This is a genomic window from Affinirhizobium lemnae (genome assembly GCF_022968395.1).
In the GTDB taxonomy this organism is placed as follows: domain Bacteria; phylum Pseudomonadota; class Alphaproteobacteria; order Rhizobiales; family Rhizobiaceae; genus Neorhizobium; species Neorhizobium lemnae.
In genome coordinates, this window is sequence record NZ_JALJQZ010000006.1 from 124,956 (window position 1) to 142,637 (window position 17,682).

The 17,682-nt window shown below is 58.4% G+C and carries 17 protein-coding genes and 1 pseudogene; 13 read left to right on the forward strand and 5 right to left on the reverse strand.

What is annotated here, in order from left to right:
- Window positions 1-3: 3 nt before the first annotated feature.
- Entirely contained in the window at window positions 4-1,008 is a 1,005-nt protein-coding gene (locus MUU53_RS05895) for a LacI family DNA-binding transcriptional regulator (protein ID WP_247260063.1), read from the reverse strand.
- Between the two features lie 116 nt (window positions 1,009-1,124).
- On the opposite strand from MUU53_RS05895, the gene ltnD reads away from it, so the two are divergent.
- From ltnD to MUU53_RS05955, 12 genes are all read left to right on the forward strand, one after another.
- Window positions 1,125-2,030 (forward strand): L-threonate dehydrogenase, encoded by a 906-nt coding sequence (ltnD, locus tag MUU53_RS05900; protein ID WP_247260064.1) that lies wholly within the window; start codon window positions 1,125-1,127, stop codon window positions 2,028-2,030.
- Window positions 2,031-2,033: 3 nt separating this feature from the next.
- The gene (otnK, locus tag MUU53_RS05905) at window positions 2,034-3,302 is read left to right on the forward strand and encodes a 3-oxo-tetronate kinase (protein ID WP_247260065.1); all 1,269 of its coding nucleotides are present in this window, start codon (window positions 2,034-2,036) and stop codon (window positions 3,300-3,302) included.
- Window positions 3,299-3,949, forward strand: a complete 651-nt coding sequence (otnC, locus tag MUU53_RS05910) for a 3-oxo-tetronate 4-phosphate decarboxylase (protein WP_247260066.1) — start codon at window positions 3,299-3,301, stop codon at window positions 3,947-3,949. Before otnK ends, otnC begins: the two co-directional genes overlap by 4 nt.
- Window positions 3,949-4,725 carry a hydroxypyruvate isomerase family protein gene (locus tag MUU53_RS05915; RefSeq protein ID WP_247260067.1) on the forward strand — a complete coding sequence of 259 codons (777 nt, stop codon included), beginning with the start codon at window positions 3,949-3,951 and terminating at the stop codon, window positions 4,723-4,725. Before otnC ends, MUU53_RS05915 begins: the two co-directional genes overlap by 1 nt.
- Before the next feature lie 131 nt (window positions 4,726-4,856).
- On the forward strand, window positions 4,857-5,594 hold the full coding sequence (locus tag MUU53_RS05920; RefSeq protein ID WP_247260068.1) for a FadR/GntR family transcriptional regulator: 738 nt from the start codon (window positions 4,857-4,859) through the stop codon (window positions 5,592-5,594).
- Between the two features lie 41 nt (window positions 5,595-5,635).
- Complete coding sequence (denD, locus tag MUU53_RS05925) at window positions 5,636-6,622, forward strand: D-erythronate dehydrogenase (protein WP_247260069.1); 987 nt, start codon at window positions 5,636-5,638, stop codon at window positions 6,620-6,622.
- The gene (locus MUU53_RS05930) at window positions 6,619-7,395 is read left to right on the forward strand and encodes an SDR family oxidoreductase (protein ID WP_247260070.1); all 777 of its coding nucleotides are present in this window, start codon (window positions 6,619-6,621) and stop codon (window positions 7,393-7,395) included. Before denD ends, MUU53_RS05930 begins: the two co-directional genes overlap by 4 nt.
- An 87-nt stretch (window positions 7,396-7,482) precedes the next feature.
- Entirely contained in the window at window positions 7,483-8,550 is a 1,068-nt protein-coding gene (locus MUU53_RS05935) for an ABC transporter ATP-binding protein (protein WP_247260071.1), read from the forward strand.
- A gap of 135 nt (window positions 8,551-8,685) precedes the next feature.
- Entirely contained in the window at window positions 8,686-9,996 is a 1,311-nt protein-coding gene (locus MUU53_RS05940; protein ID WP_062557022.1) for an ABC transporter substrate-binding protein, read from the forward strand.
- A gap of 72 nt (window positions 9,997-10,068) precedes the next feature.
- Window positions 10,069-11,007: a carbohydrate ABC transporter permease gene (locus MUU53_RS05945; RefSeq protein WP_376748618.1), complete on the forward strand. Its 939-nt coding sequence runs from the start codon at window positions 10,069-10,071 to the stop codon at window positions 11,005-11,007.
- Between the two features lie 74 nt (window positions 11,008-11,081).
- Window positions 11,082-11,981 (forward strand): carbohydrate ABC transporter permease, encoded by a 900-nt coding sequence (locus MUU53_RS05950; RefSeq protein WP_165132038.1) that lies wholly within the window; start codon window positions 11,082-11,084, stop codon window positions 11,979-11,981.
- Window positions 11,982-11,984: 3 nt separating this feature from the next.
- Window positions 11,985-12,731: an SDR family NAD(P)-dependent oxidoreductase gene (locus MUU53_RS05955; protein WP_247260072.1), complete on the forward strand. Its 747-nt coding sequence runs from the start codon at window positions 11,985-11,987 to the stop codon at window positions 12,729-12,731.
- A 5-nt stretch (window positions 12,732-12,736) separates the two neighbouring features.
- On the opposite strand, the gene MUU53_RS05960 is transcribed toward MUU53_RS05955, so the two are convergent.
- From MUU53_RS05960 to MUU53_RS05975, 4 genes and pseudogenes are all read right to left on the reverse strand, one after another.
- Entirely contained in the window at window positions 12,737-12,874 is a 138-nt protein-coding gene (locus MUU53_RS05960) for a hypothetical protein (protein WP_247260073.1), read from the reverse strand.
- Window positions 12,871-13,941, reverse strand: a complete 1,071-nt coding sequence (locus tag MUU53_RS05965; RefSeq protein WP_247260074.1) for a LacI family DNA-binding transcriptional regulator — start codon at window positions 13,939-13,941, stop codon at window positions 12,871-12,873. The genes MUU53_RS05960 and MUU53_RS05965 overlap by 4 nt, the downstream gene beginning before the upstream one ends.
- Window positions 13,941-14,137, reverse strand: a pseudogene (locus MUU53_RS05970) (ABC transporter permease); the annotation flags it as partial. The pseudogene MUU53_RS05970 and the gene MUU53_RS05965, both read right to left, overlap by 1 nt.
- Window positions 14,138-14,386: 249 nt before the next feature.
- Entirely contained in the window at window positions 14,387-15,310 is a 924-nt protein-coding gene (locus tag MUU53_RS05975; protein WP_247260075.1) for a hydrogen peroxide-inducible genes activator, read from the reverse strand.
- 163 nt (window positions 15,311-15,473) lie between these two features.
- Here MUU53_RS05975 and katG point away from each other — a divergent pair, with 163 nt between their 5' ends.
- Window positions 15,474-17,651, forward strand: coding sequence for a catalase/peroxidase HPI (katG, locus tag MUU53_RS05980; protein WP_247260076.1), 2,178 nt, complete (start codon window positions 15,474-15,476; stop codon window positions 17,649-17,651).
- Window positions 17,652-17,682 lie beyond the last annotated feature (31 nt).

Genomic DNA, 17,682 nt, shown 5'->3' on the forward strand with positions numbered 1-17,682 from the left:
GGCTCATTTCTCCGCATCGCCCAGCGTGATCTCTGCCAGCAATTCGATCCGGCGGGCGAGATCCTTTCTGTTGCCGTTCATCGCCGCCAAGGCGAGTTGCGCCGCCTGCTCGCCGATCGCTCTGCGGGGTGATGTCGAGGTAGCTATCCGAACAGGCAGCGCGCTCGTTATCTCAAGCCCATTGAAGCCTGCAATGAGGATGTCGTCCGGGACGGCTCGTCCAAGCTTCATGCAGGCAAACAGGCTGCCTGCCGCCATGTCGTCATTCGAGCAATAGATGCAATCCAGATCCGGATGCCGCGCGAGCAGGCGTTCGGTCAGATCTCTCCCGAGCCGGGAGGATGAGGCGTCAAGACTGGTTTCGACCGAAACGAAGGTCAGGCCGTTATCCTGAAGGGCTGCCTCAAAACCGGCGCGGCGTTTGATGGCTCGTCTGTCGCGGTCGACCGCACTGCCGATATAGCCGATCCGTTTGCGGCCTGATGCAAGAATCGCCTCAGCCATCTCACGCCCAGCTTGCGTGTGAGAAAGACCAACCACGAAATCGATTGGCTCACCGTCCAGATCCATGATCTGGATGACGGGAATATCGCTCTGGCGTAGCAGTTTGCGCGTTTCTTCCGGCTGATCTAACCCCGTAATGATGAGCGCTGCAGGCTGCCATGACAGCATGTTGCGAATGATGTCGCGTTCCTTGTCAAGGTCGTAGTCACTGACGCCGAAAACCGGCTGCAGGCCAGAGCCTTCCAATCCGCTGATGATGCCGCCAAGCACTTCCGGGAACACAATGTTGGACATGCTGGGAATGACGACGCCGATCAGATTGGTCCGGCGCGATGATAAGGAGAGCGCAAGCTGATTGCCGACATAGCCCAGTTGCTCCGCTGCAATCTTGACCTTCTCAATGCTCGCTGCGGATACATCGCGCGCGCCTCTGAGTGCTCGCGACGCCGTCATTTTGCTGACACCGGCCCTTGCCGCCACCTCTTCCAATGTTGGCTGACGCATGTGCGAAATCCTGTTCGAGAAAATTTCCCGGTTGACAGAGTTAACAATCACCTCATACGTTACCGATACCGGTATCGATACCAGTGTCAAGCATGATTTCGTTGGGAGGCGGCAGCATGACGAGGCAAGTGACAGCGACAGTCATCGGTCTAGGCTCCATGGGCTGGGGTGCAGCACTTTCCCTGTTGCGCGCAGGCTTCGATGTGAAGGGCGTGGATATCCGCAGCGACGTGTTGGCCAGTTTCGAGAAGGAGGGCGGCAAAGCCTATCCGGACGCTGCCAGTACTGGCGAAAGCGACGTGGTTTTCGTCTTCGTCGTGAACTCCCGGCAGGCCGAAGAGGTTCTGTTTGGTGAGCGAGGCGCGCTGAAATCTGCCAAGGCTGGCACCGTATTCCTTCTCTGCGTCACCATGGCACCCAGTGCCACTATGGAACTTGCTGAGCGGCTGAGCAGCGCGGGTATGCAGGTCATCGATGCGCCGGTGTCCGGCGGTCATATCAAGGCTCTGGCAGGCGAAATCACGGTCATGGCTTCAGGGCCCGACCAAGCGTTCGACCATGCAGCTCTGGCGCTGGATGCGGTATCTGCAAAGGTTTTCCGGCTGGGCTCGGAGGTCGGTCTCGGCTCCAAGGTCAAGATGATCAACCAGTTGCTGGCGGGTGTCCATATCGCGGCAACGGCGGAGGCGCTGACTCTGGCTGCCGCCGAAGGCCTCGATCTTCAAACCGTATTCGACGTCATTCGTGTGTCGGCAGGCTCCTCCTGGATGTTCGAAAACAGAGGGCCGCACATTGTCGATGGCGACTACACGCCACGTTCGGCGGTCAATATCTTCGTCAAGGATCTCGGCATCGTCACCAGCGAGGCTGACAAGGCAGGTGCCAGCACGCCGCTCAGTGCAGCCGCGCTGGCCCTGTTCAAGGAAGCAGCTGAGTCCGGTCTCGGACTGGAGGATGATGCGGCGGTGGCGAAGATCCTGGCAGAACGTGCATCCATCAAGCTTCCTGGCATGGAGGGATAATCTATGCAGATAAGCTTTGGCGCTATTGCTGACGATTTTACTGGCGCAACCGACCTTGCGGCGCTTCTGTCGCGCAGCGGCTGGCCAGTATCGCTGCGGCTTGGCCTGCCAAAGCCTGCCGATACGCCTGTGGCACCTTTCGAGATCATTGCGCTGAAAATCCGCACCGTACCGGTCGAGCAGGCTGTCGAACAGGCCTTGATCGCCGCCGACTGGCTGGAAAAGGCCGGTGCAAAGCGGTTCTATTGGAAATATTGTTCCACCTTCGACAGCACAGCCGAAGGCAATATCGGTCCTGTCTCGGAAGCCCTGATGCAGCGCCTTGGCGCATCCCAGACCATCTATTGCCCAGCCTTCCCGGAGAACGGGCGCAGCATTTTCATGGGGCATCTTTTCGTTGGCGAGCAGCCACTGGATGAAAGTCCGATGAAAGATCATCCGCTGACGCCGATGCGCGATTCAAGCCTTGTCCGGCTGCTTTCGCCGCAGGTGACCTCACCCGTCGGGCTGGCAAACCGGCTCGTGGTCGCCAAGGGCGTCGAGGCGCTGCGTGATCGACTGGACGCGTTGAAGAACAAGGGCGTGCGGCATGTCGTGGTCGATGCGGTTGCGGACGATGATCTGGCGGTGATTGCAGAGGCAACCATGGGGTTCCGGCTCGTAACCGGCGGCAGTGCGCTGGCAATGCCCTTGCCGAAGTTGCTGGCCGATGCGGGGGAACTTTCGGGTTCACGCGGTCACGAAACTCAGGTTCGCGTGGCAGAAGGGCAGATCGTACTCTCCGGCAGTTGCTCTGCCATGACCCGCAAACAGGTTGCGCGCTATCTGCCTCATGCGGAAAGCTACAAACTCGATCCTCTGATTTTGGCAGAGCAAGGTGTGGAACCTGCGCTGGATTGGCTGCGAAGCGTTTCAATCGATAGGGCCAAGCTCGTCTATGCCACGGCAGAGCCGGATGAGGTGCGCAACTATCAGCAGGCGCTTGGTGTCGAAAAGTCTGGCGCGCTGGTCGAGGAGGCATTGGCCAGGATTGCACAGGAAGCATCGCGACTCGGCGTCAGCCGTTTCGTGGTTGCCGGGGGCGAAACATCCGGCGCGGTGGTCAATGCGCTCGGCGTCAGGCAGCTATCGATCGGCAAGGAAATCGCACCGGGCGTGCCTTGGACCTATGCGAACCTTGAGGGTCGCACCATCGCACTGGCTCTGAAGTCCGGTAATTTCGGAGCGGAAGACTTCTTCGCACAGGCGTTCAACCTTCTGGAGGCGTCATGAGCGAAGAGGCGCGGCTGCGGGACGATATATGCCGCATGGCCAGATCGCTGTTCGAGCGAGGTCTGACAGGCGGTTCTTCCGGCAACATCTCGGCGAGGCTTTCTGATGGTCGGCTTCTGGTCACGCCGACCGGCAGTTCTTTCGGTAGCCTGGAGCCGGGCAGGCTTTCGCTGTTCGATGCGGATGGACGTCTGATCGGTGGCGATAAGCCCACCAAGGAAATGCCGCTTCATTCGGCCTTCTACGAGACGCGCCCGACGCGAACCGGCGCTGTGGTTCATCTGCATTCCTGCCATTCTGTGGCGCTTTCAATGCTGCCGGATGTCGACCCGGAAAACATGTTGCCGCCGCTGACGGCCTATTCGATCATGAAGCTCGGCAAGGTGACGCTCCTGCCGTATTTCATTCCTGGCGACCCCGCCATGGGTGATGCGATCCGCGGACTGGCGGGCAAGCGCAGCGCGGTCATGCTGGCCAATCACGGGCCGGTTGTTGCCGGCAAGGATCTGGAGGCAGCGGTCTATGCGGTGGAAGAGCTGGAAGAGACCGCTAAACTCGCGCTCCTGACGCATGGGCTGAAGCCGCGCATGCTGACACCGGAGCAGATCGCAAAGGTTGTCACGACATTCGATGTGGAGTGGGACTGATGGCGACACGCTTTTCCGCCAATCTGGGATTTCTATGGCAAGAGTTATCTCTTCCCGACGCAATTCGTGCCGCAAAATCAGCTGGTTTCGATGCCGTGGAATCTCACTGGCCGTATAATGAGAGTGTCGATCGGCTGAAAGCGGCGCTGGATGAGACCGGTCTTGCGATGCTTGGTCTGAACACGGTTCGGGGACGCGTAGAGGCAGGCGAAAACGGTCTTGCCGCGCTTCCCGGTCGGGAACTGGAGGCGCAGACAGCAATTCGCCAGGCGCTGGATTATGCGGTGGCGCTCGATGTACCGAACATTCACGTCATGGCGGGTAAGGCATCTGGTGAGGTGGCTCATGCCACTTATGTCGCCAATCTGACCATTGCCTGCGCACTGGCTGCGGCTCAAGGCAAGACAATTCTCATTGAGCCGCTCAATTGCCGTGATGCGCCCGATTACTTCCTGAGCACCACCGCGCAGGCTGTTTCGGTGATCGAGGAGGTTGGGCACGCCAATCTGAAGATCATGTTCGACTGCTACCATGTGCAGATCATGGAAGGCGATCTATGCCGGCGTTTTGAACGCCTGATGCCGCATGTCGGACATGTTCAGATCGCTGCCGTGCCGGATCGTGGTGAGCCGGATTCTGGCGAGGTCGACTATCCTTATGTTCTGTCTCGTCTGGCTTTCCTTGGTTGGGATCAACCTATCGGCGCAGAATATCGACCGCGTAGCACGACGGATGCCGGCTTGGGTTGGATGTCCAGATTCGAAGGGCGAAAATGACGCAGAATTGCCGCGATGCAGCAAAGAATTTGCATTGACGCTAACGCAACCTTAAATACAGTGCATATCCGGTGGTCCGGCCAGTAGACCAGTATGAAGCTGATCGACGAGGGCGGACGGAGGAAGCGGCAATGAAGGCGGATGCCATACTGCATCAGGTTCCCATGGTCGGCGGGTCCGTGACTCGGCAGACCGCACGGGATGTGGTTGCGGACAAGCTGACGACCTTGATTGCGACCGGCATGTTGAAAGCAGGAGACGAACTGCCGGGAGAGCGCGAACTGGCTGCCGTGCTGCATGTCAGCCGGGAGACTGTTCGGGGTGCCATTCAGATCCTCGCGGGCAAAGGGTTTATCGAGGTATCGCAGGGAAGTCGCAGTCGCGTTGCGGATGTCGATCTCAGCCATCTGCCGATCACCCTGGCATCGAAAAGCGTGATCGACCGGTATGACCTTGAAGCCGTTCATGCGGCAAGACTGCTCGTGGAACTGGATGTCGTGCGTCAGGCCGCGCGAAACATGGATGGTGAAACGATTGCGAAATTGGAAAACCTGCTGGAGACCCAGCGGGAAGCAGATCGGGATACGATGCGTTTCCTGATCTGCGACCGGGAGTTTCATCTGGCGATCTATCGGGTGTGCGGCAATCCATTGCTGACCGACATCGTGACGGACCTCTACGGTTATCTGATGGACTATCGCCGTCAGGCCATGGCGAAGCCGAGTGCGACGGAGAACAGCTACGAAGACCATGTGGAAATCGTGGAGGCGCTGAAGCGTAAGGATGATGATGCCGTGGTGGATGCTTTTCGGAGGCATCTGACCCGCATCTACGAGACCACGAAGGCGTTACGCGCCGTTGCCGTCTGACGGCAAGTATAAATGAAATACGGCAGGGAGGAGCGCCGCACATGAAGGTTCTGGTCATTGGGTCTGCCGGGATGGTGGGCCGGAAACTGGTGGAAAGGCTCGGTCGTGAACCGGATTGCCTCGGCGCCAGCATCGATCAGTTGATACTGGCGGACGCTTTTCCGTCGCCGGTGCCGCAAAGCCTTGCTTCTGTCTCGTCGGTTCTGACGCTGGATTTTGCTGCGCCGGGATCTGCTGAAAAGCTAATCGAACAGCGACCTGATCTCATTTTCCATCTGGCGGCAATTGTCTCCGGGGAGGCGGAAGCCGATTTTGACAAGGGCTATACCATCAACTTGGATGGCACTCGGCTGCTGTTCGAGGCCATCAGGCATGTAGGGCTGAAAGAGCCTTACGTGCCGCGTGTGATCTTTGCCTCCTCCATTGCGGTCTTCGGCGCACCCTTCCCGGATGTGATCGGCGGCGAGTTCTTCACGACGCCATTGACCAGTTACGGCACACAGAAGGCCATCGCGGAACTGCTGCTGGCGGATTATTCGCGGCGCGGGATTTTTGACGGTCTTGGCATTCGCCTGCCGACGATCTGCATTCGACCGGGCACACCCAACAAGGCGGCATCCGGTTTCTTCTCCAACATTCTGCGCGAACCGCTCTCCGGCAAGGAAGCCGTGCTTCCGGTGGATGAAAATGTCCGCCATTGGTTTGCGAGCCCGCGCTCGGCGGTTGGCTTCTTCGTGCATGGAGCAACGCTTGATCTCTCGAAGGTCGGTCCGCGCCGCAATCTCACCATGCCCGGTCTCTCTGCCCTGGTTGGCGAGGAAATCGAGGCACTGCGCCGTGTGGCAGGCGAAAAAGCAGTCTCGCTGATCCGCAAGGAGCCGGATCCGGTTATCGCCAAGATCGTGGCCGGTTGGCCAACGAACTTCGATGCAAGCCGTGCAGCGGGTCTCGGTTTCAGAGCCGAGTCTACCTTCGATGAGATCATCCGCATTCACATCGAGGACGAATTGGGAGGTCATCTGGGATGAGTGAGGATACGAACCGGATGACAGGAAAGATCGCTCTTGTAACGGGCGGCGGTACGGGCGTTGGGCGTGCTATTGCTCGAGGCCTTGCCAAGGCTGGTTATGTGGTTGTGATCACAGGCCGCAGATTGGACGTGCTGGAAACCGCTGCGCGTGAACTTCGTGACGAAACCGGAACCGCGGTGCATGCGATCAGCGCCGATATTGGCAACCCCGATGCGGTGAAGGCGCTATTCGACCAGATCTCCGAGAAATTTGGTCGTCTGGACGTGCTGGTCAACAATGCAGGCATGAGCGCACCTGGCGTTCCGCTCGAAGAGATCAGTTTCGAGCAATGGAGCAATGTGGTTTCGGCTAACCTGACGGGTGCATTTCTGTGCACGCAAGGGGCGTTCAGGCTCATGAAGGCGCAGAACCCGCGCGGCGGCCGCATCATCAACAACGGTTCCATTTCCGCCACCACGCCGCGGCCGAATTCGTCGCCCTATACCGCAACCAAGCATGCGATTACCGGTTTGACGAAATCGACAGCACTGGATGGCCGCGATTTCGATATTGCCTGTGGCCAGATCGATATCGGCAATGCGGCGACCGACATGACGAAGAAGATCGCTGCGGGTGTCATTCAGGCAAACGGCAGCATGGCGGCCGAACCGACGATCGACTCGCGCCATATCGCGGACGCGGTGGTCTACATGGCGGGCCTGCCGCTCGACGCCAATGTTCTGACGATGACCGTGATGGCAACAAAAATGCCGTTCGTGGGACGCGGATAACAGCGAGGCGAAACGGCGAGGCTGGAGGAGCCCGCCGTTTGCGCCAGCAGATGACGAAATTTGACATCGCACTCTGGGAGGAGACGCATGGCTACCGTTCAATTTGCCGAGGTGAAAAAATCCTTTGGCGCCTTCCCCGTCATCAAGGGGGTCAATATCGATATCGAGGATGGCGAGTTCGTCATTCTTGTTGGGCCGTCCGGTTGTGGAAAATCCACACTGCTGCGCATGCTGGCTGGCCTTGAGAATATTTCCGGTGGCGAAATCCGCATTGGTGGCCGGCAGGTCAACAACCTGCCGCCAAAGGAACGCGACATCGCAATGGTGTTCCAGAACTACGCGCTCTATCCCCACATGACCGTTGCCAAGAACATGGCGTTTTCGCTGATGCTGAATTCGGCACCGCAGGCGGAAATCGACAAGCGTGTCAACTACGCGGCCGGTATCCTGGGCCTTACCAATCTGCTCGACCGCTATCCACGACAGCTCTCCGGTGGACAGCGTCAGCGGGTGGCCATGGGGCGCGCCATCGTGCGCGATCCCCAGGTCTTCCTTTTCGATGAGCCGCTTTCCAACCTTGACGCCAAGCTGCGTGTTGCCATGCGCGCCGAGATCAAGGAATTGCATCAGCGGCTCAAGACAACGACGGTTTATGTGACGCATGACCAGATCGAAGCCATGACCATGGCCGACAAGATCGTGGTCATGCATGACGGGCGTGTGGAGCAGATCGGTTCGCCGCTGGAACTCTATGACCGGCCGAACAACCTGTTTGTCGCGAGCTTCATCGGTTCCCCAGCCATGAACATGATCAAGGGCAGGCTGGACCCGCAGGATCCCATGCATTTCGTGGCAAAGGACGGTACCCGCCTGCCGCTGACGCGAGCCTATGCGAATGCAGCCGGTCGCGACCTCGTCTACGGTTTGCGGCCCGAATATATTCGTCTCGATCCCAATGGCTATTCCGTTCCCGTCGTGGTGACGGAACCAACCGGCTACGAGACGCAGATGGTCGTGCAGTTCGGTGGCGCGGAAGTGAGTTGCGTGTTCCGCGAGCGTATCCCGGCCCGCCCGGGCGAGAACATCTCGATCACTATCGATGCGGAGCATGTTCATCTTTTCGATGAGCAGACAGGAATGCGGTTGACCGCGTGATCAAAGAGAACCGGCCGGGGAAGAGGAGCCCCGTCCAATTCTGGATCATCCGGCGCATGGTAGCGCGGCATGACCGGCAAGGGGCAGCCGGAATGTGGAACGCGACTTTGTCCCGATAACGGAGGAGGAGTAAACATGTCGATCAAAAGAAGAACATTCCTGGCTGGAACCGCAGGTCTGGCCGGTGCTGCCGGTCTTTCCGGTTTCGGTATCAATCCTGCATTTGCGGCAGAGCCTAAATACACGCCGGAAAAGGGGGCAAGCCTTCGCCTTCTGCGCTGGACGCCCTTCGTCAAGGGCGATGAAGAGGCCTGGCTGGCAAATACCAAGAAGTTCACGGAAGCGACCGGCGTCGAAGTGCGTATCGACAAGGAAAGCTGGGAAGACATTCGCCCGAAGGCGGCCGTTGCGGCAAACGTCGGCTCTGGTCCTGATCTCGTGATGTGCTGGTTCGACGACGCGCATCAATATCCTGACAAGCTTCTGGACCTCACGGAGCTCGGCACCTATCTCGACGGCAAGTATGGCGGCTTCTATGACGGCGTGAAGGGCTATGCGACGCGTGAAGGCAAGTTCATTGCCATGCCTCTTACGGCCATCGGCAATGCCGTCGTCTATCGCGACAGCCACATGAAGGCGGCGGGCTTCAGCGAATTCCCGAAGGATACGAAGGGCTTCTTGGAACTCTGCAAGGCGATGAAGGCCAAGGGCACGCCTGCCGGCTTCCCGCACGGCAAGGCGGTTGGTGATGGCAACAACTACGCTCACTGGCTGCTGTGGAGCCATGGCGCCAAGATGGTGGACGAAAGCGGCAAGGTGACGATCAATTCACCGGAAACGCTGGCCGCCATCAAATATGCCAAGGAACTCTATTCCACCTTCATTCCGGGCACGGAAAGCTGGCTCGACATCAACAATAACCGTGCCTTCCTGGCCGGTCAGGTGTCGCTCACGGCAAACGGCGTTTCCATCTACTACGCTGCCAAAAACGATCCGAAGCTGGCGGAAATCGCTGCCGACATGCGCAGCACCAACTTCCCGGTCGGCCCGGTTGGCAAGAGCATCGAGCTTCACCAGACGAGTTCTCTGCTGCTCTTCAAGCACACCAAGTATCCGGAAGCTGCAAAGGCCTACATCAAGTTCATGATGGAAGCTGACCAGATGAATGCCTGGATCAAGGGCTCCAGCGCCTACTGCTGCCAGCCGCTGAAGGCGTTCGCCAGCAACCCGGTCTGGACGGAAAACCCGATCCACGCGCCCTATGCCAAGGCCTCGGAAACACTGCGTCCGAACGGCTATGCCGGCCCGCTGGGCTACGCTTCGGCTGCCGTGATGGCCGACTATGTTCTGGTCGACATGTTCGCCGCCGCCGTGACGGGAGCTTCCACGCCGGAAGATGCCATGGCGCAGGCGGAGAAGCGCGCCAACCGCTACTACCGCGTCTAACAGGACGATAGCCGGAGGGGCGCGCTTATCGCCCCTCCGATTTTCAGCGCTTTGGAGTGAACCGTCATGACGATGCCCTCATCGGCCGGTCAGAATGCGCCGCAGCGTTCGCTCGGTGCCCGTCTCGGCAACAACCGCGATTTTCTCGGCTTTCTTTTCATGCTTCCCGCAGCCGTGTTTCTGCTGTGCTTTCTCACCTATCCGCTCGGGTTAGGTGTGTGGCTCGGGTTCACCGATACGAAGATCGGCCGGGATGGCATATTTATCGGGCTCGAAAACTATCAGTTCCTCTGGAGCGATAGCGTGTTCTGGATGTCGGTGTTCAATACCGTCCTCTATACGACGGTCGCCTCCGTCCTGAAATTTGCCCTTGGTCTGTGGCTGGCGCTTTTGTTGAACGAGCACCTGCCGTTCAAATCCTTTTTCCGCGCCATCGTGCTCCTGCCCTGGGTCGTGCCTACGGTCCTCTCGGCACTGGCTTTCTGGTGGATCTATGACGCTCAGTTCTCTATCGTCTCCTGGTCGTTGATGAAAATGGGACTGATCGATGCGCCCATCAACTTCCTGGGCGATCCGACCAATGCACGGGCTTCGGTCATCGCAGCCAATGTCTGGCGCGGCATTCCGTTCGTCGCCATCTCGCTGCTTGCCGGCCTGCAGACCATACCAGCCTCGCTTCAGGAAGCCGCTTCCCTGGACGGCGCCTCAAGCTGGCAGCGTTTCCGGCATGTGACCCTGCCGATGCTGACGCCGATCATTGCCGTGGTGATGACCTTCTCGGTGCTGTTCACCTTCACGGATTTCCAGTTGATCTACGTCCTGACCAAGGGCGGCCCGGTGAATGCCACGCATCTGATGGCAACACTTTCCTTCCAGCGCGCCATTCCCGGCGGACAGCTGGGCGAGGGTGCCGCCATTGCGGTTGCCATGGTGCCCTTCCTGCTGGCTGCCATCATGTTTTCCTTCTTCGGCCTGCAGCGACGCAAGTGGCAGCAGGGCGGCGGCGATTGAGAGAGTTTGACGCATTTCCGGATAGAGAACCCGCTTGGTTCTTTCTGCAAATGCTCTGATTGAGGATCTGGTCAATGAATACCAAGGTACAGGCCGCCGATGGGGCGCTCACCGACGACAGCCAGGGCATGTCCTATCTCAACAGGCTGCCGCGCCGTATCGTCACCATTTATATTCCGATGGCGCTCTTCGTCTTCGTGCTGCTGTTTCCGTTCTACTGGATGGCGATTACAGCGGTGAAGCCGAATTCGCAGCTGACGGATTACGACAATTACAGCCCGTTCTGGGTGGTCGGCGCAACGCTTGATCATATCAAGTATCTGCTGTTCGAAACCTCCTATCCCGGCTGGCTGTGGAACACGATGGTCGTGGCCTTTGCCTCCACGTTCCTGTCGCTTCTGGCATCGGTGTTCGGCGCCTACGCCATCGAGCGCATCCGCTTTACCGGATCGCGTTCCATCGGCCTGTTCATCTTCCTGGCCTATCTGGTGCCGCCATCCATCCTGTTCATTCCGCTTGCCTTCATCGTCTTCAAGATCGGCATCTATGACTCGCGTCTTGCGCTGATCTTCACCTATCCAACCTTCCTCATTCCTTTCTGCACCTGGCTTCTGATGGGCTATTTCCGGTCGATTCCGTTCGAGCTGGAAGAAAGCGCCTTGGTGGACGGGGCAAGTCGCTGGCAGATCCTCTCCAAGATCATTCTGCCGCTCGCGGTGCCGGGACTGATTTCGGCAGGCATCTTTGCTTTCACGCTGTCCTGGAACGAGTTCATCTATGCGCTGACCTTCATCCAGTCTTCCGAGAACAAGACTGTGCCGGTGGGTGTTCTGACCGAACTGGTGCGCGGCGATATTTTCGAATGGGGTTCGCTGATGGCGGGCGCGCTGTTCGGCTCTCTGCCAGTCGTCATCCTCTACTCGTTCTTCGTGGACTACTACGTTTCGTCGATGACCGGCGCGGTCAAGGAATAGCATATGAACAGTTACGATCTTTCAGGCCAGCACGCTGTCGTGACTGGCGGGGCTCAAGGTTTGGGCTTCGCCATGGCCAGACGCTTCGTGGAATCGGGCGCCAAGGTGACCCTGTGGGACGTGAACGAAGCACTGCTGTCGGAGTCGGTTTCAGTTCTGTGTGCCAATGCCCGGAGCGTGGCTGTCGATATTGCGGACTACTCTGCCGTCGAGGCTGCGCATCGGGAGAGCGAGGAGAGGCAGGGTCCTGTCTCCATCCTCGTCAATTCGGCAGGCATTGCCGGACCCGCAGCGCCGCTCGATGTCTACGATGTCGAGATGTTCAAGAAAATCATCGATATCAACGTGCACGGTACGTTCCACGTCAACCGCGTCTGTGTGCCGGGAATGAAAGAGCGCAATTACGGACGCATCGTCAACATCGCTTCCATTGCGGGCAAGGAAGGCAATCCAAATGCGTCCGCCTATTCTGCGTCCAAAGCGGCGGTGATCGGCATGACAAAATCGCTCGGCAAGGAACTGGCGGGCTTCGATATTGCCGTGAACTGCATTACGCCCGCGACGGCGCAGACGCGTATTCTCGAACAGTTGAGCGACGAATTCATCGAATATATGCGATCGAAAATTCCGCGTGGTCGCTTCCTGAAGGTAGAAGAGGCAGCTGCCATGGTGACATGGCTTGTTTCCGCAGAGAACAGCTTCACGACGGGTGCGGTGTTCGATCTTTCCGGCGGGCGCGCTACCTATTGACGACCTCAGACAAGGACATGGCGGTGAACGATCTGCCGGTCCTTGATCGGGATGGACTGTGCTGAAGCGGTGCCCACGATGTCCGTGAAGCGTATCACCTTGCGGGTCGGCCCACTTGACCAGATCGAGTGCCATTCGCTCATTCGGCTTGGTTTCCTTTTGAAAATTCTGGTATTTCTGCAGGCAAGGGCCTGACAGTCTTGCGGACAACCAGAGGCAGATCAAGTTGGGAGACGATTGGCGGCGCGGTCGGCTCCTTCAACCGTTGCTCCAGAACCTGCAAGATTTCCCGTGCCTGGCGCTCCGCATTCTGCTGGAAGGTGGTCAGTCGGTAGGCGCCCCAGCGGGCTTCAGGTACGTCATCCAGCCCGATGACCGAGAGATCAGCCGGGATCGCAAGACCCAGCACGTCACGGGCATAATCCATCAGCCCGAACGCCATGAGATCGTTGACGCAGAAAACACCTTCGATCTTACGTTCCTTGGTCAGAAGCAGCGATGCGGCCAGCGTTCCGCCATCATAATTGGTGCGCTCGGCGCGTTCGACATGAACTTCGAGGCCGAGGTCCCTTGCCTTGCGTGTATAGGCCTCTTCGCGTTCTACTAGGTTTGGGCTACCAACGGAGGATGTTATGAGGCCGATGTGGCGCATGCCTCGCGCAGCAAAAAGGCCCACCGCCGTTTCTGCTGCCAGCGCATTGTTGATGCGGATATGGTCCGGCCCCACTTCGCTTCGGCCAATGGCAATCAGTGGTTGACCGTTGCGCTGTGCCAGATCCACAAATGCCTTGGATGGCATGCCTGAGAGGATGATCGTGGCTTCCGCCCGATAGCGCAGAAGGGTTGCATGCGAGGCACGGCCTGCTTCTGTCTGATCAGTTGTGATCAGAACCGGAACTCTGCCACTTTCGATCAGCAGGCGCGAAAGGGCAGCGATCTGCTGCGATCGGAACGGGGTTTCCGCATCGGAAGCGATCATGCCAATCAATTGGCTGCGGTTGGCCAGCAGTCCGCGCGCAAGATCATTGACCTGATAACCAAGCTCTTCCGCTGCCCGGATCACCTTCTCTCGGGTTGCGGAGGAGACACTCGCTCCGTGCGTGAAGGTGCGGGAAACCGCAGAGCGAGATACACCTGCGCGTTGCGCGACTTCATGCGCACTGATGAAGCGCGGCAACTCTATTTCATCCGTGCCATTTTTCTCTGCCATTACCGGCCCACCTTGAAAAGCACATCTGCCCGTAGAAAGCGTTCAACGATCAGCATGAACGCAATCGACGGAATAAGTAGGATGAGAGCGGTGGTAGAAGCAATCTGATAGTTGCCGCTGAGCTTGCCCAGTAGAGCAGGAGTCGCAGGGAGGAGATATCGGGCGCGCTCACGAAATAGCTACCAGTAAAGTCGTCAACAAATGCTGGCGCAAAAATTTCTATCGACGACCATCTGTTTCCGTCAGATAATCTTGTGGTCTTTTCATATGCGTCTGTCGCGCGGTACCTTAGCCCGCCAGCGCAATCGCGCCTGCGTTGAAAATGATGGGACGGCAGAAGTCTGCCCTGTGCTCCGGCCAATTAAAGGTCCGCCTATCTGAAGCGTCACGAACTTGATGAAGTCTGCACGTATGTGCAAACAATTCAATTCTTACAGGCGGACTTTCAGGTGCCGATCCGTGTCGTCCTGCAATTCTGCTTTTCCATGCCAAGGCCTCTGATGATTTCGATGATCTGGCCGAACTGTGCTGCCAGCGGGGTCGAGTGGCGCCACACGATGCCGATCGTACGCGTCGGCTTGGGATCGGCGAGATGCGACACGGAAACGTTTGCTCTATGCGCCTCTATGTCGATGGCCATGTGAGGGATAAGGGTTACGCCTATTCCCGCGCCGACCATTTGCACGAGGGTGGAGAGCGAGCTCCCCTCCATCAGGTCGCGTGGCGGCGCACTTGGTATGTTGCAGAAGGAAAGGGCCTGCTCGCGGAAGCAATGTCCTTCTTCAAGCAGTAGCAGCCGCATCTGCTTCAGCATGTCCGCGCTTGGCACCGGCTTGTCGGCATCTTCGATCGGCCTGACAAGAACGAATTCCTCCTCGAAAAGGGGAACCTCCTCAAGCGAAGCTTCGGAAATGGGCAGGGCAACGATTGCCACATCCAGCTTACCGTCGACAAGATCCTCTATCAGTTTTTGTGTAATCGCTTCCCTGGGGCGAGCATCCACCAGAGGATAGCGAGCAGTAATAGCCTTCATGATGTCCGGCAAGAGATAGGGTGCAACCGTCGGTATGACGCCGATCCGCAGCCGTCCGCTCAAGGGCCCTTGGGTGGAACGGGCAAGATCTGCCAATTCGTCAACAGAACGCAAAATCGCGCCTGCCCGGTCAGCAAAAACCTCGCCCAATCCTGTGAGATGGATCTGGCGTCGCCCCCGCTCCACCAGAGGTGCTCCGATCAGCTCTTCCAACTCTTTGATTTGGACGGAAAGCGCCGGTTGCGAGATGGAACAATCTTCCGCTGCGCGCCCGAAATGGCGGTGTCGGGCCAAGGATTCGAAATATCGCAAATGCTTCATGGAAAGGCCAATCATAACCGCAGCATATCGAACCGTTAGGAATATACAATTGGAAACTATGGAACTCGTCTGCTAGGCCTCTGCCGGGATGATTTACCTAAGGACAATTTGTTTTCACACTACATTGGTATCACCTGCCAGCTTACCGAAATAAACGGAACGATCGTCGGAGAACATCATGGACGCGCATAAAACGAACTCAGCCGGCAAATGTCCGGTCATGCACGGTGGCAACACCGTTTCCGGCCAATCGACTGTCGCCTGGTGGCCAAACGCCCTCAATCTCGACATCTTGCACCAGCACGATGCCAAGACGAACCCGCTCGACAAGGGTTTTAACTATCGCGAAGCCGTCAAGTCGCTCGATGTCGCTGCCCTGAAGGCCGACATGAAGGCTCTGTTGCGCGACAGCCAGGAGTGGTGGCCTGCAGACTGGGGCCATTACGGCGGTCTGATGATCCGTCTTGCCTGGCATTCTGCCGGTTCCTACCGTCTGGCGGATGGCCGCGGTGGTGGCGGCTCCGGCAACATTCGTTTCGCTCCACTAAATTCCTGGCCTGATAATGCGAGCCTTGACAAGGCACGCCGTCTCCTGTGGCCGCTGAAAAAGAAGTATGGCAACAAGATTTCCTGGGCTGACCTCATTCTTTTCGCGGGCACCGTTGCCTACGAAGACATGGGCCTGAAGACCTTTGGTTTCTCCTTCGGTCGCCCGGATATTTGGGGTCCGGAAAAGGACGTTTACTGGGGCGCGGAAAAGGAATGGCTGGCGCCGTCCGACACGCGCTACGATGATGTTACCAAGCCGAACACGATGGAAAACCCGCTTGCCGCGGTGCAGATGGGCCTCATTTACGTCAATCCGGAAGGTGTGAACGGCAATCCGGATCCGCTGGCGACAGCGGCCCAGATCCGCGAAACCTTTGCCCGCATGGCGATGAATGACGAAGAAACCGCAGCCCTGACCGCTGGTGGTCACACGGTCGGCAAGGCGCACGGCAATGGCCTGGCGCAGGAACTCGGCCCTGAGCCGGAAGCAGCAGGCATCGAAAACCAGGGCTTCGGCTGGACCAATCCGCACCAGAACGGCAAGGCGAGCCTTGCAGTTACCTCCGGTATCGAAGGGGCTTGGACCACGAACCCGACCGTGTTCGATATGGGCTATTTCCAGCTTCTGTTCGGCTATGACTGGGAACTGACGAAGAGCCCTGCTGGCGCGCACCAGTGGCAGCCGATCGGCATCAAGGAAGAGGACAAGCCGGTTGACGCCAGCGATCCGTCCATTCGTCGCATGCCGATGATGACCGATGCCGACATGGCCATGAAGGTCGATCCGACCTACCGCGCCATCTGTGAAAAGTTCATGGCGAATCCGGACTACTTCAACGACACCTTTGCCCGCGCATGGTTCAAGCTGACGCACCGCGATCTTGGGCCTCGCGTTCGCTACATTGGCCCGGAAGCTCCGACCGAAGATCTGATCTGGCAGGATCCAATTCCGGCTGGCACGACGGGTTATAACGTCGATGCGGTCAAGGCGAAGATTGCAGCATCCGGCCTCTCCACCGCCGAACTGGTCGCAACCGCATGGGACAGCGCCCGCACCTTCCGTGGTTCGGACCTTCGCGGCGGTGCCAACGGTGCCCGCATCCGCCTTGCCCCGCAGAAGGATTGGGAAGGCAATGAGCCTGCCCGTCTTGCCAAGGTTCTGGCCGTTCTGCAGCCTATCGCTGCCGAATTCGGTGCGAGCCTTGCCGATGTCATCGTCCTCGGCGGTAATGTCGGTGTTGAGCAGGCTGCAAAGGCTGCCGGCTTCAATGTGAACGTTCCGTTCGCCCCGGGTCGTGGCGATGCCACGGCAGAGCAGACCGATGCGGCCAGCTTCTCGGTTTTGGAGCCTCTTGCCGATGGCTTCCGCAACTGGGCCAAAAAGGATTATGTCGTGAGCCCGGAAGAAATGCTTCTGGACCGCGCCCAGTTGATGGGCCTCACTGGTCCGGAAACCACGGTTCTGCTGGGCGGCTTGCGTGTGCTCGGCACCAATTACGGTGGCAGCAAGCACGGCGTGTTCACGGATCGCGAAGGCCAACTCACCAACGACTTCTTCGTCAACCTGACGGACATGAAGTTCACCTGGAAGCCGACCGGCAAGAACTCCTATGACATCGTTGATCGCAAGACCGGCGTCACCAAGTACACCGCAACGCGCGTGGATCTGGTGTTCGGTTCCAACTCCATCCTGCGCGCCTATGCGGAAGTCTATGCGCAGGACGATGCACAGGAAAAGTTCGTCCGTGACTTCGTCGCGGCCTGGACGAAGGTCATGAACGCGGATCGCTTCGATCTCGCTGTCTGATTGAACCAGTCTTAAATTGGGAGGATCCGCC

Coding starts and splice junctions, on each gene's coding strand:
- MUU53_RS05895 (WP_247260063.1), bottom strand. CDS start 1,008: ATGCGTCAGCCAACATTGGAAGAGGTGGCGGCAAGGGCCGGTGTCAGC.
- ltnD (WP_247260064.1), top strand. CDS start 1,125: ATGACGAGGCAAGTGACAGCGACAGTCATCGGTCTAGGCTCCATGGGC.
- otnK (WP_247260065.1), top strand. CDS start 2,034: ATGCAGATAAGCTTTGGCGCTATTGCTGACGATTTTACTGGCGCAACC.
- otnC (WP_247260066.1), top strand. CDS start 3,299: ATGAGCGAAGAGGCGCGGCTGCGGGACGATATATGCCGCATGGCCAGA.
- MUU53_RS05915 (WP_247260067.1), top strand. CDS start 3,949: ATGGCGACACGCTTTTCCGCCAATCTGGGATTTCTATGGCAAGAGTTA.
- MUU53_RS05920 (WP_247260068.1), top strand. CDS start 4,857: ATGAAGGCGGATGCCATACTGCATCAGGTTCCCATGGTCGGCGGGTCC.
- denD (WP_247260069.1), top strand. CDS start 5,636: ATGAAGGTTCTGGTCATTGGGTCTGCCGGGATGGTGGGCCGGAAACTG.
- MUU53_RS05930 (WP_247260070.1), top strand. CDS start 6,619: ATGAGTGAGGATACGAACCGGATGACAGGAAAGATCGCTCTTGTAACG.
- MUU53_RS05935 (WP_247260071.1), top strand. CDS start 7,483: ATGGCTACCGTTCAATTTGCCGAGGTGAAAAAATCCTTTGGCGCCTTC.
- MUU53_RS05940 (WP_062557022.1), top strand. CDS start 8,686: ATGTCGATCAAAAGAAGAACATTCCTGGCTGGAACCGCAGGTCTGGCC.
- MUU53_RS05945 (WP_376748618.1), top strand. CDS start 10,069: ATGCCCTCATCGGCCGGTCAGAATGCGCCGCAGCGTTCGCTCGGTGCC.
- MUU53_RS05950 (WP_165132038.1), top strand. CDS start 11,082: ATGAATACCAAGGTACAGGCCGCCGATGGGGCGCTCACCGACGACAGC.
- MUU53_RS05955 (WP_247260072.1), top strand. CDS start 11,985: ATGAACAGTTACGATCTTTCAGGCCAGCACGCTGTCGTGACTGGCGGG.
- MUU53_RS05960 (WP_247260073.1), bottom strand. CDS start 12,874: ATGAGCGAATGGCACTCGATCTGGTCAAGTGGGCCGACCCGCAAGGTG.
- MUU53_RS05965 (WP_247260074.1), bottom strand. CDS start 13,941: ATGGCAGAGAAAAATGGCACGGATGAAATAGAGTTGCCGCGCTTCATC.
- MUU53_RS05975 (WP_247260075.1), bottom strand. CDS start 15,310: ATGATTGGCCTTTCCATGAAGCATTTGCGATATTTCGAATCCTTGGCC.
- katG (WP_247260076.1), top strand. CDS start 15,474: ATGGACGCGCATAAAACGAACTCAGCCGGCAAATGTCCGGTCATGCAC.